The organism is Amycolatopsis sp. VS8301801F10 (assembly GCF_046195355.1).
Lineage (GTDB): Bacteria > Actinomycetota > Actinomycetes > Mycobacteriales > Pseudonocardiaceae > Amycolatopsis.
Map to the genome: position 1 here is coordinate 2,297,852 of NZ_CP176065.1, position 18,958 is coordinate 2,316,809.

The following is an 18,958-nucleotide window of genomic DNA, read 5'->3' on the forward strand; positions in this document are numbered from 1 at the left end:
TTTCGCCGGGACCGGCGACCCAATACCGTCGCTGGATAGCCGTGATTCGACACCCTCACCAGGGGTAACGGAGGTTGGGCCGGATGACACCGGAGATCGACGAGGCGGTCGTGCGGCTGCCTGGCATGCGGGTGGCCTACGACAGCGCGCCGTTTGACGAGTCCGCGCTCGCGGCCACGTGGCATGAGCAGCTGGAAAGCTGGCTGAGCCAGGCGGTGTCCGAAGCACTCGCGGAACCCAACGCGATGGTGCTCGCGACCGCCGACGCCGAGGGACGGCCGTCTTCGCGGACGGTGCTGTGCAAGGGCTTTGACGACCGCGGGGTGGTTTTCTACACGAACTACACGTCGGCGAAGAGCCATGACCTGACTGCTACGCGGTATGCGTCGGCGACTTTTCCCTGGTATCCGTTGCATCGTCAGGTGACGATTCGGGGCGAGGTCGAGAAGGTTAGTGCGGACGAGACGGCTGCCTACTGGGCTCAGCGGCCGCGTGGGTCGCAGTTGGGGGCTTGGGCTTCGCCGCAGTCGCGGGTGGTCGAGGGGCGTCGGGCGTTGGATAACGCGCTTCGGAATATTGAGCGTCGGTTCGCCGAGGTGGAGGAGATTCCGGCTCCGCCGCATTGGGGCGGGTGGCGGATTCGGCCGGACTTCGTCGAGTTCTGGCAGGGGCGCGAGGATCGGATGCACGATCGGCTTCGGTTTCATCGGACGCTTGACGGGTGGCAGGTGGAGAGGTTGGCTCCCTGATCTCGTCTGATCTGTTCTGATCTGTTCGGCTCGTCGCCCTGGCGGGCGACATTGCCGGGGTTAGTGGGTGCGTGGGCCCCCCGATTTTTTAGTGTGACTACGGCGCTGGGGTGCTTGTCAAGGCGGGAAAGATGCCTTGACAAGCACCCCAGCGCCGTGTTTTTGGCTGTGTATCGGGGGCGGGGGAGGGGTGGGTGCCTTGCTTGTTGGGTGCATCGGCTGCGGTTCGCGGTTCCCGGGGACTGGCGGTCCTGGCGGACCGCGTCGTCGCCGTAGGGTGGGTGCCTCGCTTGTGGGTGCATCGGCTGCGGTTCGCGGTTCGCGGGGGACTGGCGGTCCTCGCGGACCGCTTCGTCGCCGTGGGGTGGGCGCCTTGAGTTGCGTGCGGGGAAAATCACCTGCGCCAGCTTCGTTAGCGCAACTAAGCTGATAGCTCGTGACTTCAGAACCGGGGATACGCCCGCCCCGTACCGGGGCTCGCAAGCTCCTCGGTCGGATCGTCGTCGATACTCGGCCGCTCCGGATTCCGGCGTTTCGGCGGCTGTGGATGTCCACCGCGGTGACCGCGGTCGGGTCGCAGCTTACTGCGGTCGCGGTGCCCAAGCAGGTTTTCGATATTACCGGATCGTCCGGTTACGTCGGGTTGACCGGCGCGGTCGCGCTCGTGCCGTTGCTCGTGTTCGGGCTGTGGGGCGGGGCGATCGCGGACGCGGTTGACCGGCGGAAGCTGCTGCTCGTCACCAACGTTGGCGTCGCGGTCACCTCCGCGCTGCTGTGGCTGCAGGCGTTCGCCGGGATGCATTCGGTGTGGCTCGTGCTCGGGCTGCTCGCCGCGAACCAGGCGTTCTTCGCGATCAACATGCCCACTCGCGGCGCGGTCGTCGCGCGGCTGGTGCCTGCCTCGCTCCTGCCGTCGGCGAACGCGCTCAGCACCACGATGGCCACGTTCGGCGCGGTGTTCGGGCCGCTGTTCGGCGGGGCGCTGATCCCGGTGATCGGACTGTCCACTTTGTACCTGGTGGACGTCTGCGCGTTGGCGATCACGCTGATCGCGGTGTGGCGGCTGCCCTCGATTCCGCCGCTCGGCGAGGGGGCGCGCAAGGCGGGGATCGGCTCGGTCATCGACGGATTCCGTTATCTGGCACACCAAAAAGTGCTGCTGGCGTCCTTCGTCGTCGACATTATCGCGATGGTCGCCGGCATGCCGCGCGCGTTGATCCCGGAGATGGCCGAGCGGACGTTCGGCGATCCGCCCGGCGGCGGGCCCGCGCTCGGCCTGCTGTACGCCGCGCTGCCCGCGGGCGCGATGCTGATCGGGCTGTTCTCCGGGTGGCTGCACAGGGTGCGGCGCCAAGGCGCGGCGGTCGTCATCGCGATCTGCTGCTGGGGTGCGGCGATGGCGGCGTTCGGGCTCGCGCATTCGCTGTGGCTGGCCGTCGTGTTCATGGCGCTCGGCGGCGCGGCGGACATGGTCAGCTCGGTGTACCGGCAGGCGATCCTGCAGACCGCCACCACCGACGAGATGCGCGGACGGCTTCAGGGCGTGTTCACCGTGGTGGTCGCGGGCGGGCCGCGGATCGCCGACCTCACGCACGGCTGGTCCGCGGCGGCGTGGGGGACCTCGGTCGCGGCGACCGGCGGCGGGTTGCTGGTGATCGTGCTGGTAGTGGCTTCGCTGGTCGTTCTGCCTGGGTTCTGGCGGTATCGGGCACCGGTCGAAGAGGGCCACTGACGGTAGTGTTACTCCGTTCGGAATAGCATGTCCGATATGCGTGCATATTCGATCGCTCTGCTGATCTCCGCCGCCGCTGTCCTTACCGCTTGCTCTTCCGGCGAGCAGAAAGCCGCCGCACCGACTCCGCCGCCCGCGAGCAAGGCCCCGGCCTCCTCGTCAGCGCCGGCCGCCAAGACCGCCGACACCTGCTCCCTGCTGCCGTCCGACGACGTCAGCAAGGCGATCAAGATCCCGAACATCACCTCCAAGGCCGGGCCCGCCCACGACAACCCGACCAACGGCGGCAAGGCCACGAGCTGCGAATACGTCGTCGAAGGCAAGACCGCGGGCGCGCTCGCGGTGACCCGTTACGAGGGCCGCAAGGCCAAGCCCGCCGACATGATCGCCGCGATCAAGAAGGCCAAGCCGGGCGCGGTCGACGTGCCGGGCTTCCCGGACGGCGCGGTTTTCTACACCGACGAGCAGAAGACCGCTACGCTCGCCGCGGCCAAGGTGTCCAACGGCGTTCCGGTGCTGGTCAACTACACCGGACCGGTCAAGATGACCAAGGAAATGATGACCCCGCTCGTGCACACGGCGGTCGCGAAGGCCTGACCAGGCGACTTTCCGTACGCGTCCGGACAAGGCACACTAATCGCCCATGACGGACGTGAGCGAGGGCACAGTCAAGGCCGCCGAACCGGCACTGCTGCGGGTCATGGGCCCGAAGCTGCTGCTGTTCTTCGTGGTCGGCGACATCATCGGCACCGGCGTGTACGCGCTGACCGGGCAGGTAGCCGGACGCGTCGGCGGCGCGTTGTGGCTGCCGTTCCTGCTGGCGTTCGTGGTCGCCTTCATGACCGCGTTCAGCTATCTCGAACTGGTCGGCAAGTATCCGCGCGCGGCCGGCGCGGCGCTGTACACGAACAAGGCGTTCGGGGTGCCGTTCCTGACCTTCATGGTCGCGTTCGCGGTGATGTGCTCCGGGATCACGTCGGCGTCGTCGGCGGCGGTGGCGTTCGGCGCGACTTATCTCGCGGCGTTCGTGAAGCTGCCGACGGTGCTGGTGGGCATCGCGTTCGTCGTGCTGCTGGCTCTGATCAACTTCCGCGGCATCGGCGAATCGGTGAAGGCCAACGTGGTCCTCACCTGCATTGAGCTGTCCGGCTTGCTGATCATCATCGGCGTCGGCGTGTGGGCGGTGCTGAACGGGGACGGCGAACCGGCGCGGCTGGTCGAGATCGACACCGCGGACAAGACGTGGCTGGTCGCCATCTCCTCGGCGACGTCGCTGGCGTTCTTCGCCATGGTGGGCTTCGAGGACTCGGTGAACATGGCCGAGGAATGCCATGACCCGGTACGGATTTTCCCGCGCGCGATGCTGTGGGGCATGGTGATCGCCGCGACGATTTACGTGCTCGTCTCTGTGACGTCGTCGCTGCTGGTTCCGGCCGCCGAGCTGGCCGGCGCGAAGAGCGACGCGCTGCTGAAGGTGCTCGACGTCGGCGCGCCGGGCTTCCCCCGGGAGATCTTCTCCGCCATCGGGCTGTTCGCGGTGATCAACTCCGCGCTGATCAACATGCTGATGGCCAGCCGGTTGCTGTACGGCCTCGCGAACGAACGCGTGCTGCCGCCGGTCTTCGGGCGGGTGCATCCGACTCGCCGGACGCCGTGGGTGTCGATCATTTTCACCAGCGTGATCGCCATCGGTCTCGTGTCCTTTGTGGACATCAGTGCGCTCGGCGGGACGACCGCGTTGCTGCTGCTCGTGGTGTTCGCCATCGTCAACATCGCGCTTTTGGTGCTGCGCAAGGACAAGGTGGCGCACAAGCATTTCCGCGCGCCGACCGCGGTGCCGGTGCTGGCCGCGGTGTTCTGCCTGTACCTGGTCAGCCCGCTGTCCGGCCGCCCGGCGCAGGATTACCAGGTGGCTGGCATCCTGCTCGCCGTCGGCCTCGTGTTGTGGGTGGTCAACCTCCTGGTGAAGCGGGCGCTCAGTGGTGCGTCATCGCGGCCTGGAGCCACCAAGCGCTGAACCCGGCGGTCTTCGCGTCGACCACCAGCGGACGGTCGAGCCCGGCGGCGACCCGCGTCGCCACCTCGTCGAGGTCTTCCTTGGCGCGGACGGTGACCGCGTCGCAGCCGTAGCCGCGCGCGATGGCGGCGAGGTCAGTGTCCGGGAAGGTCACCGTGTCGGCTGGATGTCCACCGGGTTCGAAGAAGTAGACCTCGGCACCGTAGGCGTGGTCGTTGTAGACGACGATCAGCATCGGCAGCTTCAACCGGACGACGGTTTCCAATTCGGCGATGCTCATCAGGAATCCGCCGTCCCCGCACGCCGCGACCGGGAAGCGGCCCGGCTGGGCGAGCGCCGCGCCGATCGCGGTGGCCAGTCCGAGTCCGATCGACTGGAACGCCTGGGTGAAGCAGAAACCGTTCTCGTCCGGGACGTCGAGGTACATCGTGGGGTAGCCCATGAAGTTCCCGGAATCGACGCCGACGACCCGGTTGGCGGGGAGGAGTTCGTCCAGCGCGGCGGACAACGTGCGCGGGTCGATGGTCTCGGCGGTTCCGCGGTCTTCGTAGTCGTTGTCGCGCCAGCGGATTTCCCGGGAAATCCGGTCTTTGAGCCCGTCGCTGCGGTATCCACTGTGGACGTCGAGCAGTTCCGCGACTGCCGCGGCAGTACCGGCGACATCGCCGACGATGCCGAGATCGACCGGCCGGTTGCGGCCCAGCGCGGCGGATTCCAGGTCGACCTGCACCAGGGTGATTCCCGGCGAAAGCAGCCGGCCATGCGCGGTGGTCCAGTCGTTGAGCGCGGAACCCCAGCCGACGACGACGTCCGCGCCCTGGATCAACTCGGTCGTCAGCGGAGACGAAAACCCGCCGGACACCCCGATCCCCCACGGCTCGCCCGCGAACAGTCCTTTCGCGACCGCGCCCTCGGCGAGCAGCGCCCCGCAGCGATCCGCCAGCGCGACCAATTCCGTGCGGGCGTCCCGAGAACCGCGTCCACAAAGGAATACCGGTCGCTCGGCGCGTTGCAGGAGCGCAGCGAGCGCCTTCACGTCCGCTTCCGCGGCACGCGGTTGCGGCAGTGGCGCAATGGCGGTCAGCCCGTCGAGAAGGCTTTCCTCGAACGGCTCGGCCTGCACCTCCAGTGGGAGTCGCAAAAGGACAGTCCGCCGATCGCGCCGGGCTTGCGTGAACGCCCGCCTTGCGTCGGCCAGCGCGGTTTTCGCTGACCGCACCAGCACGCTGCTCGCTCCCACGGACCGGGCCAGCGCGTCCTGATCGATGTGGAAGTTGGACAGCGGATCAGTCGCCTCGCCGGTCACGACGACCAGCGGGGTCCGGCTTTTCGCCGCCTCGCCGATCCCGGTGGTCGCGTTGCCCAGCCCGCACCCTTGATGCACCGACACCGCCGCGACCTCGCCGCTGCACCGCGCGTAGGCGTCGGCCATCGTGGTCGCGCCGCCCTCGTGCCGGGCCGCGACGAACTCCGCCCCGCCCTGAATCAACCCGTTGGTGAAGTGGAAGTTCCCGCTCCCCACCACGCCGAACGCTTTGCGGACGCCGAAGCGCGCCAACGCGATCCCGACGGCTTGGGCGACATTCACGACTGGACTCCCGGCGTCACCGCGAGCACCCGCGCCGGACTGCCGGTGCCGCCGACGATCGGCAGCGGGCAGACCACGACGAGCGCGCCGGTCGGCGGCAGCGAACCGAGGTTCTGCAAGGAAGTAATGCCGTATTTGTCCGCGCCGAGCAAATGGTGATGCGCGGGCATCGGCGGGTCGAGCGCGAAGCCGTTCCCGGCGTCGATGCCGACGGTTTCCACGCCGTAGCCGGCGATCGGTGTTTCCTCGGCGAGCCATTTCGCCGCGGCGGCGGAGATGCCGGGAGTGTGGCTGGTGCCGTCGGAGAAATTGAGGAACGCGTCGCGGTCCTGCGCGTAACGATCCCAGCCGGAGTGCACGAGCAGCCAGCCGCCCGCGCGCAGCGGCCCGTGCTCGGCTTCCCAAGCCTGGATGTCGGCGATCTCCAGCAGGAAGTCCGGATTGCCGGCGACGCGCGCGGAGATGTCGAGGACGTGCGCGGGACCGATCAGCCTGCCGACCGGCAGCTCCGAAACGTCCGCGCCGTCGCGGTTGGAGATCCAGTGCCGCGGCGCGTCGAGGTGGGTGCCGATGTGCTCGCCGGTGTGGATGTTGTTGTGCCGCCACAGCGGTCCGGAATCGTCGAATTCGCTGACCGGTTCGAGGCTGAAGTCGATCAGGTTCGCGAACGGCTCGGGCAGCTGGAGGGTCGGAGTGGCGGCGCTGAGCTTGTTGGTGAGGTCGACGACCTGCAGCCGGCCCTGCGCCAGCTGGGTCAGGAGCTGGTCGACCCCGGTTTCGGCGGGGGTGCTCATCGGTGCGTCCTCTCGGTCGCGGGGCGCGCTATTGCGGATCCTTGACGGTCGTTGACAGCGCGGAAGGCCCTATCTACAGTACCGGTTTCAGCAGTACTGACGGAATAGCCGCCAGAGATCAGTCAGGGTGAACACGGATCCTCGGCCGGGGGTTCCGGAGAAGCACAGCCGCCGGTCGGAGCATCGACGCATGGTGCTCGCGCCGTTACGGTGGCGAACGGACCGGTCTCGCCCGCCAGCCAAGGAACGGAGTGTCGTGACCGACCAGCCCAGCCCAGCCGCTTTCCGGGCGCATTTCCCCGCCTTCGCCGACTCGGTGCACCTCGCGAGCTGCAGCCAGGGAGCGCTCTCGGACGCGCTGACCGCGGGGCTTTTCGAGTTCCAGCACACGATCCGCGAACACGGGGCGCCGTGGGACAAGTGGATGGCGAAGGTCGCCGAGGCGCGGGCGTTGTTCGCTCGGCTGATCGGTGCGAATGCGGACGACATCGCCGTGGTGCCGTCCGCGTCCGAAGGGGCGTATCAGGTCGCGTCCACGCAGGAGTGGTCCGAACGGCCGGGAATTGTCACGACCGACCTCGAATTCCCGTCGCTGGGTCATGTTTGGCTGGCGCAGCAGGGTCGCGGCGCGGACGTCCGATTCGTCGCGAACCACGACGGGCTGGTCGATGCCGAGGATTACGCCGCGCTCATCACCGAGCAGACACGACTGGTCTCCGTCCCGTTGGTCAGCTACGCCAATGGATTGCGGTTCCCGGTGCGCGAAGTCGCCGCGCTGGCCCGGGAAAACGGGGCCCGAAGCTTTGTCGACGCTTACCAGGGTCTCGGCGTCGAGCCCGTTGACGTGACCGAACTCGGCTGCGACTACCTCGTCAGCGGCAGTTTGAAATACCTGCTCGGCATCTCCGGGATCGCGTTCCTCTATGTGCGCCCGGGTTTGCGCGATGCGGTTTCCCCGACGCTGACCGGGTGGTTCGGCCGCACGAACCCGTTCGAATTCGACCCGAGGCATCTCGACTATCCCGAGCACGCCCGCCGCTTCGAGACCGGGACGCCGTCGATTCCGTCCGCATACGGCGCGGTCGCCGGGCTGAAACTGGTGCATCAGGTGGACGCGCACCGGGTGCGGGACCACCTCGGCGGGTTGACCGGGCAGCTGCAGCAGCGGTTGCTCGAGGCGGGGGAAAAGCTCCGGTCTCCGCTGGACGACGCGCGGCGCGGTCCGCTCGTCGCGCTGGCCGACCGGGATCCCGACGCGCTGGCGGCGTTTCTCGCCGGGCGGCGGATCGTGTGCAGTGCCCGCGGCGACGTGCTGCGGATGTCCTTGCACTACTACAACGTCGAGTCCGATCTCGACGCCGTCGTCGCGGCGATCGCCGAGTACCGGGCGAGCCAGTAGGGAGCAGACATGGCCGAGTCCCCGTCCCCGAACCGGTTGCGGCGGAGGCTGCGCGGCAGGCAGTTGACGATGATCGGAATCGGCGGGGCCATCGGCACCGGTCTGTTCCTCGGCTCGAGCCTGGCGATCTCGCACGCCGGACCGGCCGTCGTGCTCGCCTACGTCCTTTGTGGACTCGTCGCGCTGGTGATTTCCTGGGCACTGGCGGAAATGGTGGTCGTACACCCGGCCGCGGGCGCGTTCGGCAGCATCGCGCACAAGTATCTCGGCGCGGGCAGCGGATTCGTGGTGCGCTGGGCGTACTGGGCCATGCAAGTGATCGCGATCGGCGGCGAAACGATCGCGGCCGGCGTGTACGTCCAGTTCTGGTGGCCGCAGATCCCGTTGTGGGTGCCGGTCGCGGTGTTCTCGCTGCTGGTGATCGTCGTCAACGGCGCGGCGGTGCACATTTTCGGCGAGTTCGAATACTGGTTCGCGATGATCAAGGTGTGCGCGATCCTGGTGTTCGTCGCGCTCGGCCTGATTCTCGTCTTCTTCGGCTTGCCGAAGGCGCCCGCTCCCGGCTTCGCGAATTTGAGCGCGGGCGGCGGATTCCTGCCGAACGGCGTGTCTGGACTGTTGCTGGCCATGGTGTTCGTGTTGTTCAGCTACATCGGCACCGAGGTGGTTTCGGTGACCGCGGCCGAATCCGAAAACCCGACCCGCGACATTCCGCGCGCGGCCCGGGCTATGGTGGTGCGGCTGGCGATCTTCTACGTCGCGGCAATGCTCGTCGTGGTGCTGGTAGTGCCGTGGACGGTCACCGGCGAAGGCGGCTCGATCACCGCCAGCCCGTTTGTCCGCGTTTTCCAGGCCGCCGGAGTCCCCGCGGCGGCGACGATCATGAACTTCGTGGTCCTGACCGCCGCGTTGTCGAGTGCGAACACCAACCTCTACCTCACTACGCGGATGCTGCATTCCCTTGCCGAGCATCGATTCGCCCCGGCCTGGGCCGGACGGCTGACCCGGTCCGGAGTACCGCGCAACGCGCTCGTGCTGTCCACCGCGGGCCTGGTGATCGCGACCATCCTGTCCAAGAATTCCGATTCCGGCGCGTACCTCGTGCTGTTCGGCATTTCGATCTTCGCCGCGCTCGTGGTGTGGATGATCATTCTGGTGACGCACCTGGCGTTCCGGATTCGCCGTCGCCGAGCCGGACTGCCGCCGTCGCCGGTGCGGCTGTGGGGTGCGCCAGTCGTGAACGTCGTGGTGATCGTTTTCCTTGCCGCGGTACTGATTTCGACGTTCTGGATCGAAGGGCTCGACCCTGCCTGGAAGTTCGGGATCCCGTTCTTCGTCCTGCTCGTGGTGGCCTATCTAGTGCTGCGGATGACCGGCCGCGCGAACCGGGGCGCGGAAACGGAACTGGAAGATTCGACGCTGGTCCGCGAAAAGGCTTGATCACCGGGTCAGGTGGGCGGCGAGTTCGGCTGCCGCCTCCCGCACCTGTGCGGAGAACTCCGGGCCCGCGGGTTGTTCGCTCCAGCGCTCGAACGCGGTCTGAAAGATCGCGATGCCGACCTGGGCGAGCATTTTCGCGCTCGATTCGGTCGCGCCGCGTTCCTGCAACGCTTCGACCACGGCCGCGGTGACGGCCGCCAGTTTCGTGCGCTCGCGTTCCTGCAGTTCGGGGCTGGACGCGATGATCGCGCGGCGTTGCGCGGCATGCGAAACCAAGCCCGCGAACAACTCGCCAGCGTCGACGAGCGCGGCCAGCAGCGCGGGGAACGGCGGAAGCGCGGGGTCGGCGCGCCGGACCGCGTCGGCCATCGCGTCCGGGAGTCGCTCCGACCCGGCGAACAGCACGTCGCGCTTGTCCGCGAAGTAACGCGAGAACGTGCGCCGGGTCAGCCCGGCCCGTTCGGTGATCTGCGTGACCGTGGCGTTCTCGTAGCCGTGTTCGGCGAACAGCTCCAGCGCGGCCGCGCGGAGCCGCTCCTTGGCTTCGGGGTCCCAGCGCGGCATGCGGTGATCCTAACAGTGATGACTCAGTGGGACATCACTGCTACTGTTGATGTCTCACTGAGTCATCACCTTCCGGAAGGACCCCTCATGTCTTTGCTTGACCAGCGGGTTGTCGTCATCGGCGGCAGTTCGGGAATGGGATTGGCGACCGCTCGGGCCGCCGCGGCGGCAGGCGCGTCCGTCACGATCGCGGCGAGCGGCAAGGAACGACTGGACGCGGCACTCGCCGAATTGCCGGATAACTGCGAAGGATTCGTCACCGACGTACGCGACGAAGCGAACGTGGCGGCGCTGTTCGAGCACGTCGGCGCGCTGGACCACCTCGTGTACACCGCAGGCGACGCACCCCAGCAGCAGCCGCTCGCTGACCTGTCGCTCGACGACGCGCAGGGCGGGTTCTACGTCCGTTACTGGGGTGTCGTCAGCGCGGTGAAGCATGCCGCGCCGCGGATCCGGCCGTGCGGTTCGATCGTGCTGACGTCCGGAATCATCGGCCTCCGCCCGACGCCCGGCGCGGCGCTCGCGGCCGGTGCCGTCGGCGCGGTCGAGGGACTGGCGCGCGGCCTGGCCGTCGACCTGGCCCCGGTGCGGGTCAACACGGTCCGCCCGGGGCCGGTCCACACGCCGATGTGGGACAGCCTGCCGCAACCGCAACTGGACGCGATGGTCGCCGCGTTCACCGCGCGCACGCTGACCAAGTCGGTCGGCGAGGCGGATCAGGTGGCGGCGACGAATGTGTACTTGATGGAGAACAGTTTCGTCACCGGCGCGGTAATCACCGTCGACGGCGGGTTCGTGCTTACCGGAAGCTGACCTGTTCGCCGGGCTTGAGCAGGTGCAGCCGGTCGGCCAGCCCGGCCTGCTCGAACGCTGGGCCCAGCGTGTCCGGGCCCTGGGTGAAATGCGCCCACTGCTCGAAGTGCAGCGGGACGACCTGGCGCGCGTCGAGGATCCGGGCCGCCTCGGCCGCGCCGTCGCTGGGCAGCGTGAGGTACGCGTCGCCGACCAGCGGAGTCTGCGCCCCGCCCGCGAACAGGACGGCGATGTCGATCCGCTCGAAACGGTCCGCGATCTGCCGCACCACGTCGAGCGAAGCGTTATCGCCGCTGACGTAAACGGTCGGCTGGCCCTCGCTTTCCAGCACGAAACCGGTGACCTCGCCGACGAGATGCTCGCTGCCGTCCGGCCCGTGCTGCGCGGGCACGCCGGTGACGCGGACGCCGCCGAGGTCGTAGGACTCCCAGTTGGCCAGCGCGCGAACGGGGTCGCCGATCCGCTCCCTCGCCGAGGCGGTGGACAGGACCAGCGGGGCGTCGAGGGCGTACTTCCGCCCCGCCGCGTCCAGGTTGTCCGGGTGGTGGTCGTGCGACAGCAGCACCGCGTCCACCGCGCCGATCTCGGCGGCGGTGACCGCGGGTCCGGCGGTTTTCGCCAGCTTGCGGGTGCCGATCGGGTAATCGCCGGGGTCGTCGAAGGTGGGGTCGGTGAGCAGGCGGGTCCCGCCGTACTCGAGGAGGGCGGTCGGGCCGCCGACGTACCGGATGCGCGTCATGCGGGTAGTCAACTCGCGGACGGCTGTGCGGTATTCCGGCGCAGCGCCTGGAATTCGACCGGGCTGTGCGCGCTGAACACCGACACCTCGTCCTGGTGTTCGCGGGCGAGGGCCTGCAGTCGGGCGAGGTTGGCGCGGCGGGTGGCCCCGTCCATCTGGTTCATCGCCTCGAACGCGCGCATGCCGGGCGGGCAATGCGGATGCACCGGGGCGACTTCGCCGTGGAAGAAATACGCGTCGCCGGCGTGCAGGAGCCAGCCGTCGCCGGTGTCGACCGCGACGCCGGAGTGCCCGTGCGTGTGGCCGGGCAGCGGGACGAGCAGGATCTCCGGCGGGAGACCGCGCAACGGCCGCACCGCGTCGAAGCCGAACCACTTGTCCCCTGCCTCGTCGTACGTGCTCCACAGTGGACTGTGCGCGAATTGCTCGGCGCGGTACCGCGTTTTCTCCGGGAAGCTCTTCGGATTGTCCGCCGCCCGTCGCTCGGTAGCGCGGACGTGCACGGTGGCGTCGGGGAAATCGGCGAGTCCGCCGGCGTGGTCGACGTCGAGGTGGGTCATCACGATGTGCCGCACGTCGGCGGGATTGTGGCCCAGCGCGCGGATCTGCGCCACGGCGGTTTCTTCCATGGTCGGCTTCGCGCCGACCATCGCCATGAACGGACCGCCGAGCCAGCGCCGCGAGTCGGTGACGCCGCGGGTGCCGAATCCGGTGTCGACCAGCACGAGCGAATCGGCGGTCTCCACGAGCAGGCAGTGCGCCACGATCGTGCTGCGCCGCAGCATCCCGGGACGGCCGTCGAGCGCTTTGCCGCCGAGCGGGCGCATCGTGCCGCAGTTGAGGTGGTGCACCTTCATACCGTGCTCCTCTCGCTGAGCCGGACGAAATCGGTCAGGTCGTGCGAGGCGAACACGGTCACCTCGTCGGCGTGGTCCCGGCGCAGCTCGCGCAACCGGCGCTGGTTCTCGCGCCGCGGCCCGGGCAGCGTCTGGACCCGCCGTTCGAACATAGCCAATCCGGGCGGGCAATAGGGCTCGGCGTCGATCTCCTGGTGGAAGAAATACGCGTCGCCCGCGTTGAGCACCCAGCCGGACCCGGTGTCGACGGCCACCCCGGCGTGTCCGGCGGTGTGCCCGGCGAGCGGCACGAGCGCGACGCCCTCGACGCCGTCCAGCTCGCGGACCGCTTCGAGGCCGAACCAACGGTCGCCAGCGTCCGAATAGGACTTCCACTGTGGACCGTGCCGGAACTGGACGTCGCGGTAGCGCGGGTTTCCGGCGCGGTAGGCGTCGAGTTCCTTGCCGTAGACGTGCACCCGGGCCTGCGGGAAGTCGACGAGCCCGCCGGCGTGGTCGAGGTCGAGATGAGTGAGGACGATGTCGCGCACGTCGGCCGGGTCGAAGCCCAGCGCGCGTATGCGGCTCAGCGCGGTTTCGTTTTCGTCCCGCATCGGGTTCGAGGCCCGCAGAAAGCGCGAACCGAGCCAGCGCTCGGCGTCGGTGACGGTGGGCGACCCCATTCCGGTCTCGACCAACGTCAATCCGGTGCCGGTCTCGACCAGCATGCAGTGGCACACGAGGGTGGCGCGGCGCAGCAGTCCGGGCTTTCCGTCGATCAGCCTGCCGCCGATCGGACGCATGGTGCCGCAGTTGAAGTGGTGTACGCGCATTAGGCGAACTCCCGTTCGACGGTGGTGTGCAGATGAGCGGCGACGGCTCGCAGCGGCGCGGTATCCCGCCGAGTACGGGCGAGCAGCAGCGCGCCTTCGACCGCGGACAGCACGACGGTCGCCAGCGAAGCGGCGCGATCCTCGGCGAGGCCGCATTTGGCGAAGTAACCGGAAATTTCGCGGAGCCAGCCTTCGTAACCCTGGTCGCACGCTTCGCGGATGGGCTCGCTGTCCGCGGCTTCCAACGCGACAGTCGCGATCGGACAGCCACAGCGATAGTCCGATTCGGACAGTGAGGCGGCCAGCGCGGTCACGATGAGATCGATGGCGGTGGCCGGATCCGATGCGCCAGCGGTGATTTCGCGGAACTGCCCGGCCAGCCGCTCGCCGGAAAGCTGCACCGCTTCGGCGGCCAGCTGTTCCTTGCCGCCAGGGAAATGGAAATACAGCGATCCCTTCGGGGCCCGGCTTTCGGACACGAGTTGGGTCATCCCGGTGGCGTGGTAGCCCTGGGTGCGAAACAGCTCCGCCGCCGATTCGAGCATCCGGCGGCGCGTGTCGGTGCGGTTGACCATGTGCCCACCGTAGCTCAAACTATGACGACCGGTCTATTTAGTTTCGCGGCCTGCCCGCGCGGCGCGGACGATCGGTAACCTCAGCGCCATGGCGAACCCCACCGGAGAGCAGTTCGAGATCACCCGCGGCAACGCGCGCGCCGTCATCACCGAGATCGGTGCCGGGCTGCGCGCGTTCGAGATCAGCGGAGTGCCGTATGTCGAGACGTTCGCCGAGGACGAGAAGCCGCCGAAGGGGCTCGGCCAGGTGCTGCTGCCGTGGCCGAACCGGACCAAGGGCGGCAAGTGGGAGTTCGAAGGCGTGGAGCAGCAGCTGGAGATCACCGAGGAGGCGCGCGGCAACGCCATCCACGGCCTGACCCGGCACCTTGAGTGGGAGCTGCTGGAACACGCCGAAACGTCGATCACGCTCGCCGTCGACGTCGAGGTCCAGCCCGGCTGGCCGGTCCCGCTGCGCGCGACCATCACGTACGACCTGCAGCCGCGCGAGCTGGTCGTGACGCACGAGATCCGCAACGAGGGGGAGAAGCCGATCGGCGTCGGCGTCGGGACCCATCCGTACTTCCGGATCGGCGACGCGCCCACCGACGAGCTGACCCTCACGCTGCCCGCCACGCGCGTCCGGCCGTACGAGGGCGACCAGCAGATGCCGTACGCGGACGAGCAGGACGTCGAGGGCACCGAATACGACTTCCGGCAGGGCAAGCTGCTCGAAGGCGTCAACCTGGACACCGCGTTCGGCCGGCTGGAACTGGCGGCCGACGGCACCCACCACTACGTGCTGTCCCACGGCGACCGGCAGCTGGTGGTCTGGACCGGTCCGGACTTCCGCTGGGTGCAGGTGTTCACGCCGGACGACCTGGTCGGCCGCGGCCGCGCGGTGGCGATCGAGCCGATGACCTGCCCGGCGGACGCGCTCAACACGCGCACCGACCTGATCGAACTGGAACCGGCCACGTCGTGGACGGGCAGCTGGGGAATCCGGGTCCGGTGAACCTCGAACCGCTGACCGACGCCGACGCGGGCGAACTGCTGACCTTGCAGCAGGCCGCCTATGTCACCGAGGCGCGGGCGCACCAGAACTTCGACCTGCCGCCGTTGCTGGACACCCTCGACGACGTGCGCGCGGCCATCGCCGACCCGTCGACCACGGTCTGGGGCTTCCGCGACGGCGGCCGGCTGGTGGCGAGCGTGCGGATGCGAGTGGACGGTCAGGTCGGCGAGATCGGCCGGCTCGTGGTGGCACCGGATCGCCAGGGCGAGGGACTCGGTACCGCGCTGCTGACCGCCGCGGAGGAGGCGACCCCGGCGGAGGTGACGGTGTTCCGGCTGTTCACCGGTGAGCGTTCGGCCGGGCCGCTCTATTTGTACGGAAAGCTCGGTTACCGCGAAACGCACCGCTCGCCGGAAGCGGACTATCAGTTGGTGCATCTGGAAAAACCCCGGATGCGCGAACCGGGGCGAGTTCGTTAGCGTGTCAAACTATGGCTTACAAGGCGATTGTCGGTGGTTATGTCGTCCCCGTCGGCGCCGCTCCGATCGAGGGCGGCACTGTGCTCATCGAAGACGGCCGGATCTCGCGAGTCGGGACTGAGGCCGACGTCGAGGTCCCGGAGGACGCGGAACTGGTGGACGCGTCCGGCAGCTGGGTCCTGCCGGGATTCATCGACGCGCACGCGCACCTCGGCGTGCACGAGGACGGCGAAGGCTGGGCGGGCAACGACACCAACGAGATGACCGACCCGAACGGCGCGCGCTTCCGCGCGGTCGACGGGATCGACCCGTACGAACCGGGGTTCGACGACGCGCTGGCCGGCGGCGTGACGAGCGTGGTGATCAAACCGGGGTCGGGCAACCCGATCGGCGGGCAGACCATCGGCGTGAAGACGTGGGGCCGGTCCATTCTGGACATGACGTTCGCCGAGCAGGTGAGCGTGAAGAGCGCGCTGGGCGAGAACCCGAAACGCGTCTACGGCGAAAAGAAGGTCACCCCGTCGACGCGGCTCGGCGTGGCCGCGATCCTGCGCGAGGCGTTCACGAAGGCGCGCAACTACCAGGCGAAGCGGGAGCACGCGCGGTCCGAGGGCAAACCGTTCGAAACGGACTTGACCAACGAAACGCTGGCGAAGGTCCTGGACGGCGAGCTGTACTGGGACCAGCACGTGCACCGCGCCGACGACATGGTGACCGCGATCCGGCTCGCCGACGAATTCGGCTACAAACTGGTGATCAACCACGGCACCGAAGGCCACCTGATCGCGGACCTGCTGGCCGAACGCGACATCCCGGTGATCCTGGGCCCGCTGTTCACCACGAAGTCCAAGGTGGAACTGCGCAACCGAACCCTGCGCTCGGCGGGCATCCTCGCGCGGGCCGGGGTGAAGATCGCGATCACCACGGACCACCCGGTCATCCCGATCAACTTCCTGGTGTACCAGGCGGCGTTGGCGGTGAAGGACGGCCTGGACCCGGAGACGGCGCTGAAGGCACTGACCCTGCACCCGGCGCAGATGCTCGGCCTGGACGACCGGATCGGCACCCTGACGCCCGGCTTGGACGCGGACGTGGTGCTGTGGTCGGGCGACCCGCTGGACGTCATGAACCGCGCGATGCGGGTGTTCGTGCGGGGCCAGGAGGTCTACCACTTCGACGAGTCGACCGGCGAGGGTGTTTCGGCGGACCGGCGGTACCGGGAATCTCGCTGAGGCTGGGTTGAGGCGGCCTGCTCGGCCGCCTCAACCCAGCAGCGTGGCGTTCGGTCGCCCGGTTGTGCCCTGGGCCGGGGGCATTCCTTGATCGAGAGCAGCTGCCGCGGAAATGTCCTGGTGTCCATGCCGCTCACGGTAAGCGAGGGGTACGACACTTTCCGTCAACGCAGACCTGCCGCACGGTGCGCGTGGAGTACGCGCTCACCGGCCTCGGCCGAAACGTCGGAGTGCTGTCCGGCGCGCTCGCCGACTGGTCGAAAGCCGACGCGGACCGCATCCACGCCGCCCGCGCGGCTTACGACGACGGAAAAGACTAGGCGCTCTTCAGGGAACGCGCGATCACCATCCGCTGAATCTGGTTCGTCCCCTCGAAGATCTGCGGCACCTTCGCCTCCCGCATGTACCGCTCCACCGGGAAGTCCCGCGTGTACCCGGCGCCGCCGAGGACCTGGACGGCGTCCGTCGTCACCTTCATCGCGCCGTCCGTCGCCACCAGTTTCGCGATCGACGACTGCCGCTGGAAGTCCAGTCCGCGGTCGCGACGGCGGGCGGCGTCCAGGTAGGTCGCGCGGGCCGATTCGACCGTCGCCGCCATGTCCGCCAGCAGGAACTCCAAGCCCTGGAAGTCCGCGATCGGGCGGCCGAACTGCGTGCGGCCCTTCGCGTACTCCACGGCCTCGTCCAGCGCCGCCTGCGCCAGGCCCACCGCGCACGCGGCGATCCCGAGCCGGCCGGAGCTGAGCGACGACAGCGCGATCTTCAACCCGGAACCCTCGCCGCCGATGAGGCGGTCGGCCGGGACGCGGGCGTCCTCGAACAGCATCTGCGCGGTCGGCGACCCGGTGAGGCCCATCTTCCGTTCGCGCGGAGCCGCCGACAGGCCCGGAGTCGACGAGTCGACATGCAGGCACGAGATGCCGCGGCCGCCGTCGTCGCTCGTGCGGACCATGGTCGTGTAGAAGTCCGCGACGCCGGCGTGGGTGATCCACGCTTTCGTGCCATTGACGACGTACTCGTCCCCGGTAAGCCGGGCGCGGGTGGACAGCGCCGCCGCGTCCGAGCCGGCGTGCGTTTCCGACAGGGCGTACGCGCCGAGCAGCGAGCCGCCCAGCATGTCCGGCAGCCAGCGGTCCTGCTGTTCTTCCGTGCCGTAGTGCGCGAGCGCGTAGCAGGACATCGTGTGCACCGACAGCCCGACGCCGACGCTCATCCACGCGGCGGCGATCTCCTCCAGCGCCTGCAGGTAGACCTCGTACGGCTGCTCAGCGCCACCCCAGCGCTCCGGGTACGGCAGCCCGAGCAGGCCGGACTTGCCCATCAGGGTGAACAGGTCGCGCGGGAACTTCTCGGCCTCCTCGTCCGCCGAAGCACGCGGTTTCAGCTCGTCACGGGCGATTTCCGTGACGAGCGCGAGCAGGTCTTCGGACTCCGGCGTCGGCAGCAGACGGTCGACCGGCATGGCTTTCCTCCCAGACGGCGGTACTGAAAACAGTACTGACGGATGATTGAGAGTACCGTATGCGGAGCGGGACTGTCCCTGATCGGTAGGAGATAGTGACGTGATGTCCACCCCTGAAGCCCGTCGCCGGCCCACCGCGAGGCAGCAGGCGCTGCTGCGCGACCTCGAGGCGTTGTTCCTGGCGGAGGGCTTCGCCGGCTTCACGCTCGACGACCTGGCCGCCCGCCTCCGCTGCTCGAAGTCGACGCTCTACGCGCTCGCGCCGAGCAAGGAGCAGCTCGCGGTCAAGGTCGTCGCGCATTTCTTCCGCGACGCCGCCGAACGCCTGGAAAAGCGGATCGCGGGCATCGACGACGCGCGCGAGCTGATCGGCGAGTACCTCTCCGGGGTCTCCGAGCACCTGAACCGGGCGTCGCCGGAGTTCATGGCCGACATCGCCGCCTTCGCGCCCGCCCGCGACACCTATCAGCTCAACAGCCGCGCCGCCGCGCGCCGGATCCGCGCGTTCATCGACAAGGGCGTCGCCGACGGAGTGTTCCGCGACGTGCACGCGCGGCTCGTCGCCGAAATGACCGGACTGATCATCGAGGGCATTCAGACCGGCGTGCTCGGCCGCCGCACCGACGTGTCCGACGCGGAAGCGTTCACCGCGCTCGGAGAACTTCTGCTCGGCGGACTCGACAAGAACTGATTTGTCCGCATCGGGACAGGA

Annotated in this window: 20 protein-coding genes; 12 read left to right on the top strand and 8 right to left on the bottom strand. The window is 68.5% G+C overall.

The window, feature by feature from the left end; translation table 11 throughout:
• Nucleotides 1-83 precede the first annotated feature (83 nt).
• The 4 genes from pdxH (at nt 84) to F9C11_RS11150 (ending at nt 4,498) form a co-directional block, all read left to right on the top strand.
• Nucleotides 84-749 carry a pyridoxamine 5'-phosphate oxidase gene (gene pdxH / locus F9C11_RS11135; protein ID WP_409184781.1) on the top strand — a complete coding sequence of 222 codons (666 nt, stop codon included), beginning with the start codon at nt 84-86 and terminating at the stop codon, nt 747-749.
• 454 nt (nt 750-1,203) lie between these two features.
• Nucleotides 1,204-2,481, top strand: a complete 1,278-nt coding sequence (locus F9C11_RS11140) for an MFS transporter (protein ID WP_409186874.1) — start codon at nt 1,204-1,206, stop codon at nt 2,479-2,481.
• Between the two features lie 36 nt (nt 2,482-2,517).
• On the top strand, nt 2,518-3,078 hold the full coding sequence (locus tag F9C11_RS11145) for a hypothetical protein (protein ID WP_409184782.1): 561 nt from the start codon (nt 2,518-2,520) through the stop codon (nt 3,076-3,078).
• Between the two features lie 46 nt (nt 3,079-3,124).
• On the top strand, nt 3,125-4,498 hold the full coding sequence (locus F9C11_RS11150; RefSeq protein WP_409184783.1) for an APC family permease: 1,374 nt from the start codon (nt 3,125-3,127) through the stop codon (nt 4,496-4,498).
• Here F9C11_RS11150 and F9C11_RS11155 read toward each other — a convergent pair.
• The gene (locus tag F9C11_RS11155; RefSeq protein WP_409184784.1) at nt 4,458-6,086 is read right to left on the bottom strand and encodes a thiamine pyrophosphate-binding protein; all 1,629 of its coding nucleotides are present in this window, start codon (nt 6,084-6,086) and stop codon (nt 4,458-4,460) included. The two genes, F9C11_RS11150 and F9C11_RS11155, sit on opposite strands and share 41 nt — an antisense overlap.
• Nucleotides 6,083-6,880 (bottom strand): cyclase family protein, encoded by a 798-nt coding sequence (locus F9C11_RS11160; RefSeq protein ID WP_409184785.1) that lies wholly within the window; start codon nt 6,878-6,880, stop codon nt 6,083-6,085. Before F9C11_RS11160 ends, F9C11_RS11155 begins: the two co-directional genes overlap by 4 nt.
• 256 nt (nt 6,881-7,136) lie before the next feature.
• On the opposite strand from F9C11_RS11160, the gene F9C11_RS11165 reads away from it, so the two are divergent.
• Together F9C11_RS11165 and F9C11_RS11170 are read left to right on the top strand one after the other, a co-directional pair.
• Entirely contained in the window at nt 7,137-8,279 is a 1,143-nt protein-coding gene (locus F9C11_RS11165; RefSeq protein WP_409184786.1) for an aminotransferase class V-fold PLP-dependent enzyme, read from the top strand.
• Between the two features lie 9 nt (nt 8,280-8,288).
• Nucleotides 8,289-9,719: an amino acid permease gene (locus F9C11_RS11170; protein WP_409184787.1), complete on the top strand. Its 1,431-nt coding sequence runs from the start codon at nt 8,289-8,291 to the stop codon at nt 9,717-9,719.
• Here F9C11_RS11170 and F9C11_RS11175 read toward each other — a convergent pair whose 3' ends face one another.
• On the bottom strand, nt 9,720-10,283 hold the full coding sequence (locus tag F9C11_RS11175; protein WP_409184788.1) for a TetR family transcriptional regulator: 564 nt from the start codon (nt 10,281-10,283) through the stop codon (nt 9,720-9,722).
• 87 nt (nt 10,284-10,370) lie between these two features.
• Here F9C11_RS11175 and F9C11_RS11180 point away from each other — a divergent pair, with 87 nt between their 5' ends.
• Nucleotides 10,371-11,096 (top strand): SDR family oxidoreductase, encoded by a 726-nt coding sequence (locus tag F9C11_RS11180; RefSeq protein ID WP_409184789.1) that lies wholly within the window; start codon nt 10,371-10,373, stop codon nt 11,094-11,096.
• Here the strand turns inward: F9C11_RS11180 and F9C11_RS11185 are convergent.
• The 4 genes from F9C11_RS11185 to F9C11_RS11200 are packed head-to-tail and all read right to left on the bottom strand — an operon-like array spanning nt 11,083 to nt 14,079.
• A complete protein-coding gene (locus F9C11_RS11185) occupies nt 11,083-11,835 on the bottom strand; it encodes an MBL fold metallo-hydrolase (protein WP_409184790.1) in 753 nt (250 codons plus the stop codon). The two genes, F9C11_RS11180 and F9C11_RS11185, sit on opposite strands and share 14 nt — an antisense overlap.
• An 8-nt stretch (nt 11,836-11,843) precedes the next feature.
• On the bottom strand, nt 11,844-12,692 hold the full coding sequence (locus F9C11_RS11190) for an MBL fold metallo-hydrolase (protein WP_409184791.1): 849 nt from the start codon (nt 12,690-12,692) through the stop codon (nt 11,844-11,846).
• Complete coding sequence (locus F9C11_RS11195; protein ID WP_409184792.1) at nt 12,689-13,504, bottom strand: MBL fold metallo-hydrolase; 816 nt, start codon at nt 13,502-13,504, stop codon at nt 12,689-12,691. The genes F9C11_RS11190 and F9C11_RS11195 overlap by 4 nt, the downstream gene beginning before the upstream one ends.
• Entirely contained in the window at nt 13,504-14,079 is a 576-nt protein-coding gene (locus tag F9C11_RS11200; RefSeq protein ID WP_409184793.1) for a TetR/AcrR family transcriptional regulator, read from the bottom strand. Before F9C11_RS11200 ends, F9C11_RS11195 begins: the two co-directional genes overlap by 1 nt.
• A gap of 88 nt (nt 14,080-14,167) precedes the next feature.
• Between F9C11_RS11200 and F9C11_RS11205 the strand changes: the two genes are divergently transcribed.
• From F9C11_RS11205 to F9C11_RS11220, 4 genes are all read left to right on the top strand, one after another.
• Nucleotides 14,168-15,073: an aldose 1-epimerase family protein gene (locus F9C11_RS11205; protein WP_409184794.1), complete on the top strand. Its 906-nt coding sequence runs from the start codon at nt 14,168-14,170 to the stop codon at nt 15,071-15,073.
• Nucleotides 15,040-15,552, top strand: a complete 513-nt coding sequence (locus tag F9C11_RS11210; protein ID WP_409184795.1) for a GNAT family N-acetyltransferase — start codon at nt 15,040-15,042, stop codon at nt 15,550-15,552. Before F9C11_RS11205 ends, F9C11_RS11210 begins: the two co-directional genes overlap by 34 nt.
• Nucleotides 15,553-15,563: 11 nt before the next feature.
• Nucleotides 15,564-16,784, top strand: coding sequence for an amidohydrolase (locus F9C11_RS11215; RefSeq protein WP_409184796.1), 1,221 nt, complete (start codon nt 15,564-15,566; stop codon nt 16,782-16,784).
• 191 nt (nt 16,785-16,975) lie between these two features.
• Nucleotides 16,976-17,104, top strand: a complete 129-nt coding sequence (locus F9C11_RS11220; protein ID WP_409184797.1) for a hypothetical protein — start codon at nt 16,976-16,978, stop codon at nt 17,102-17,104.
• On the opposite strand, the gene F9C11_RS11225 is transcribed toward F9C11_RS11220, so the two are convergent.
• Nucleotides 17,101-18,246 (bottom strand): acyl-CoA dehydrogenase family protein, encoded by a 1,146-nt coding sequence (locus F9C11_RS11225; RefSeq protein ID WP_409184798.1) that lies wholly within the window; start codon nt 18,244-18,246, stop codon nt 17,101-17,103. The two genes, F9C11_RS11220 and F9C11_RS11225, sit on opposite strands and share 4 nt — an antisense overlap.
• Nucleotides 18,247-18,349: 103 nt before the next feature.
• On the opposite strand from F9C11_RS11225, the gene F9C11_RS11230 reads away from it, so the two are divergent.
• The gene (locus F9C11_RS11230; protein ID WP_037715779.1) at nt 18,350-18,937 is read left to right on the top strand and encodes a TetR/AcrR family transcriptional regulator; all 588 of its coding nucleotides are present in this window, start codon (nt 18,350-18,352) and stop codon (nt 18,935-18,937) included.
• Nucleotides 18,938-18,958 lie beyond the last annotated feature (21 nt).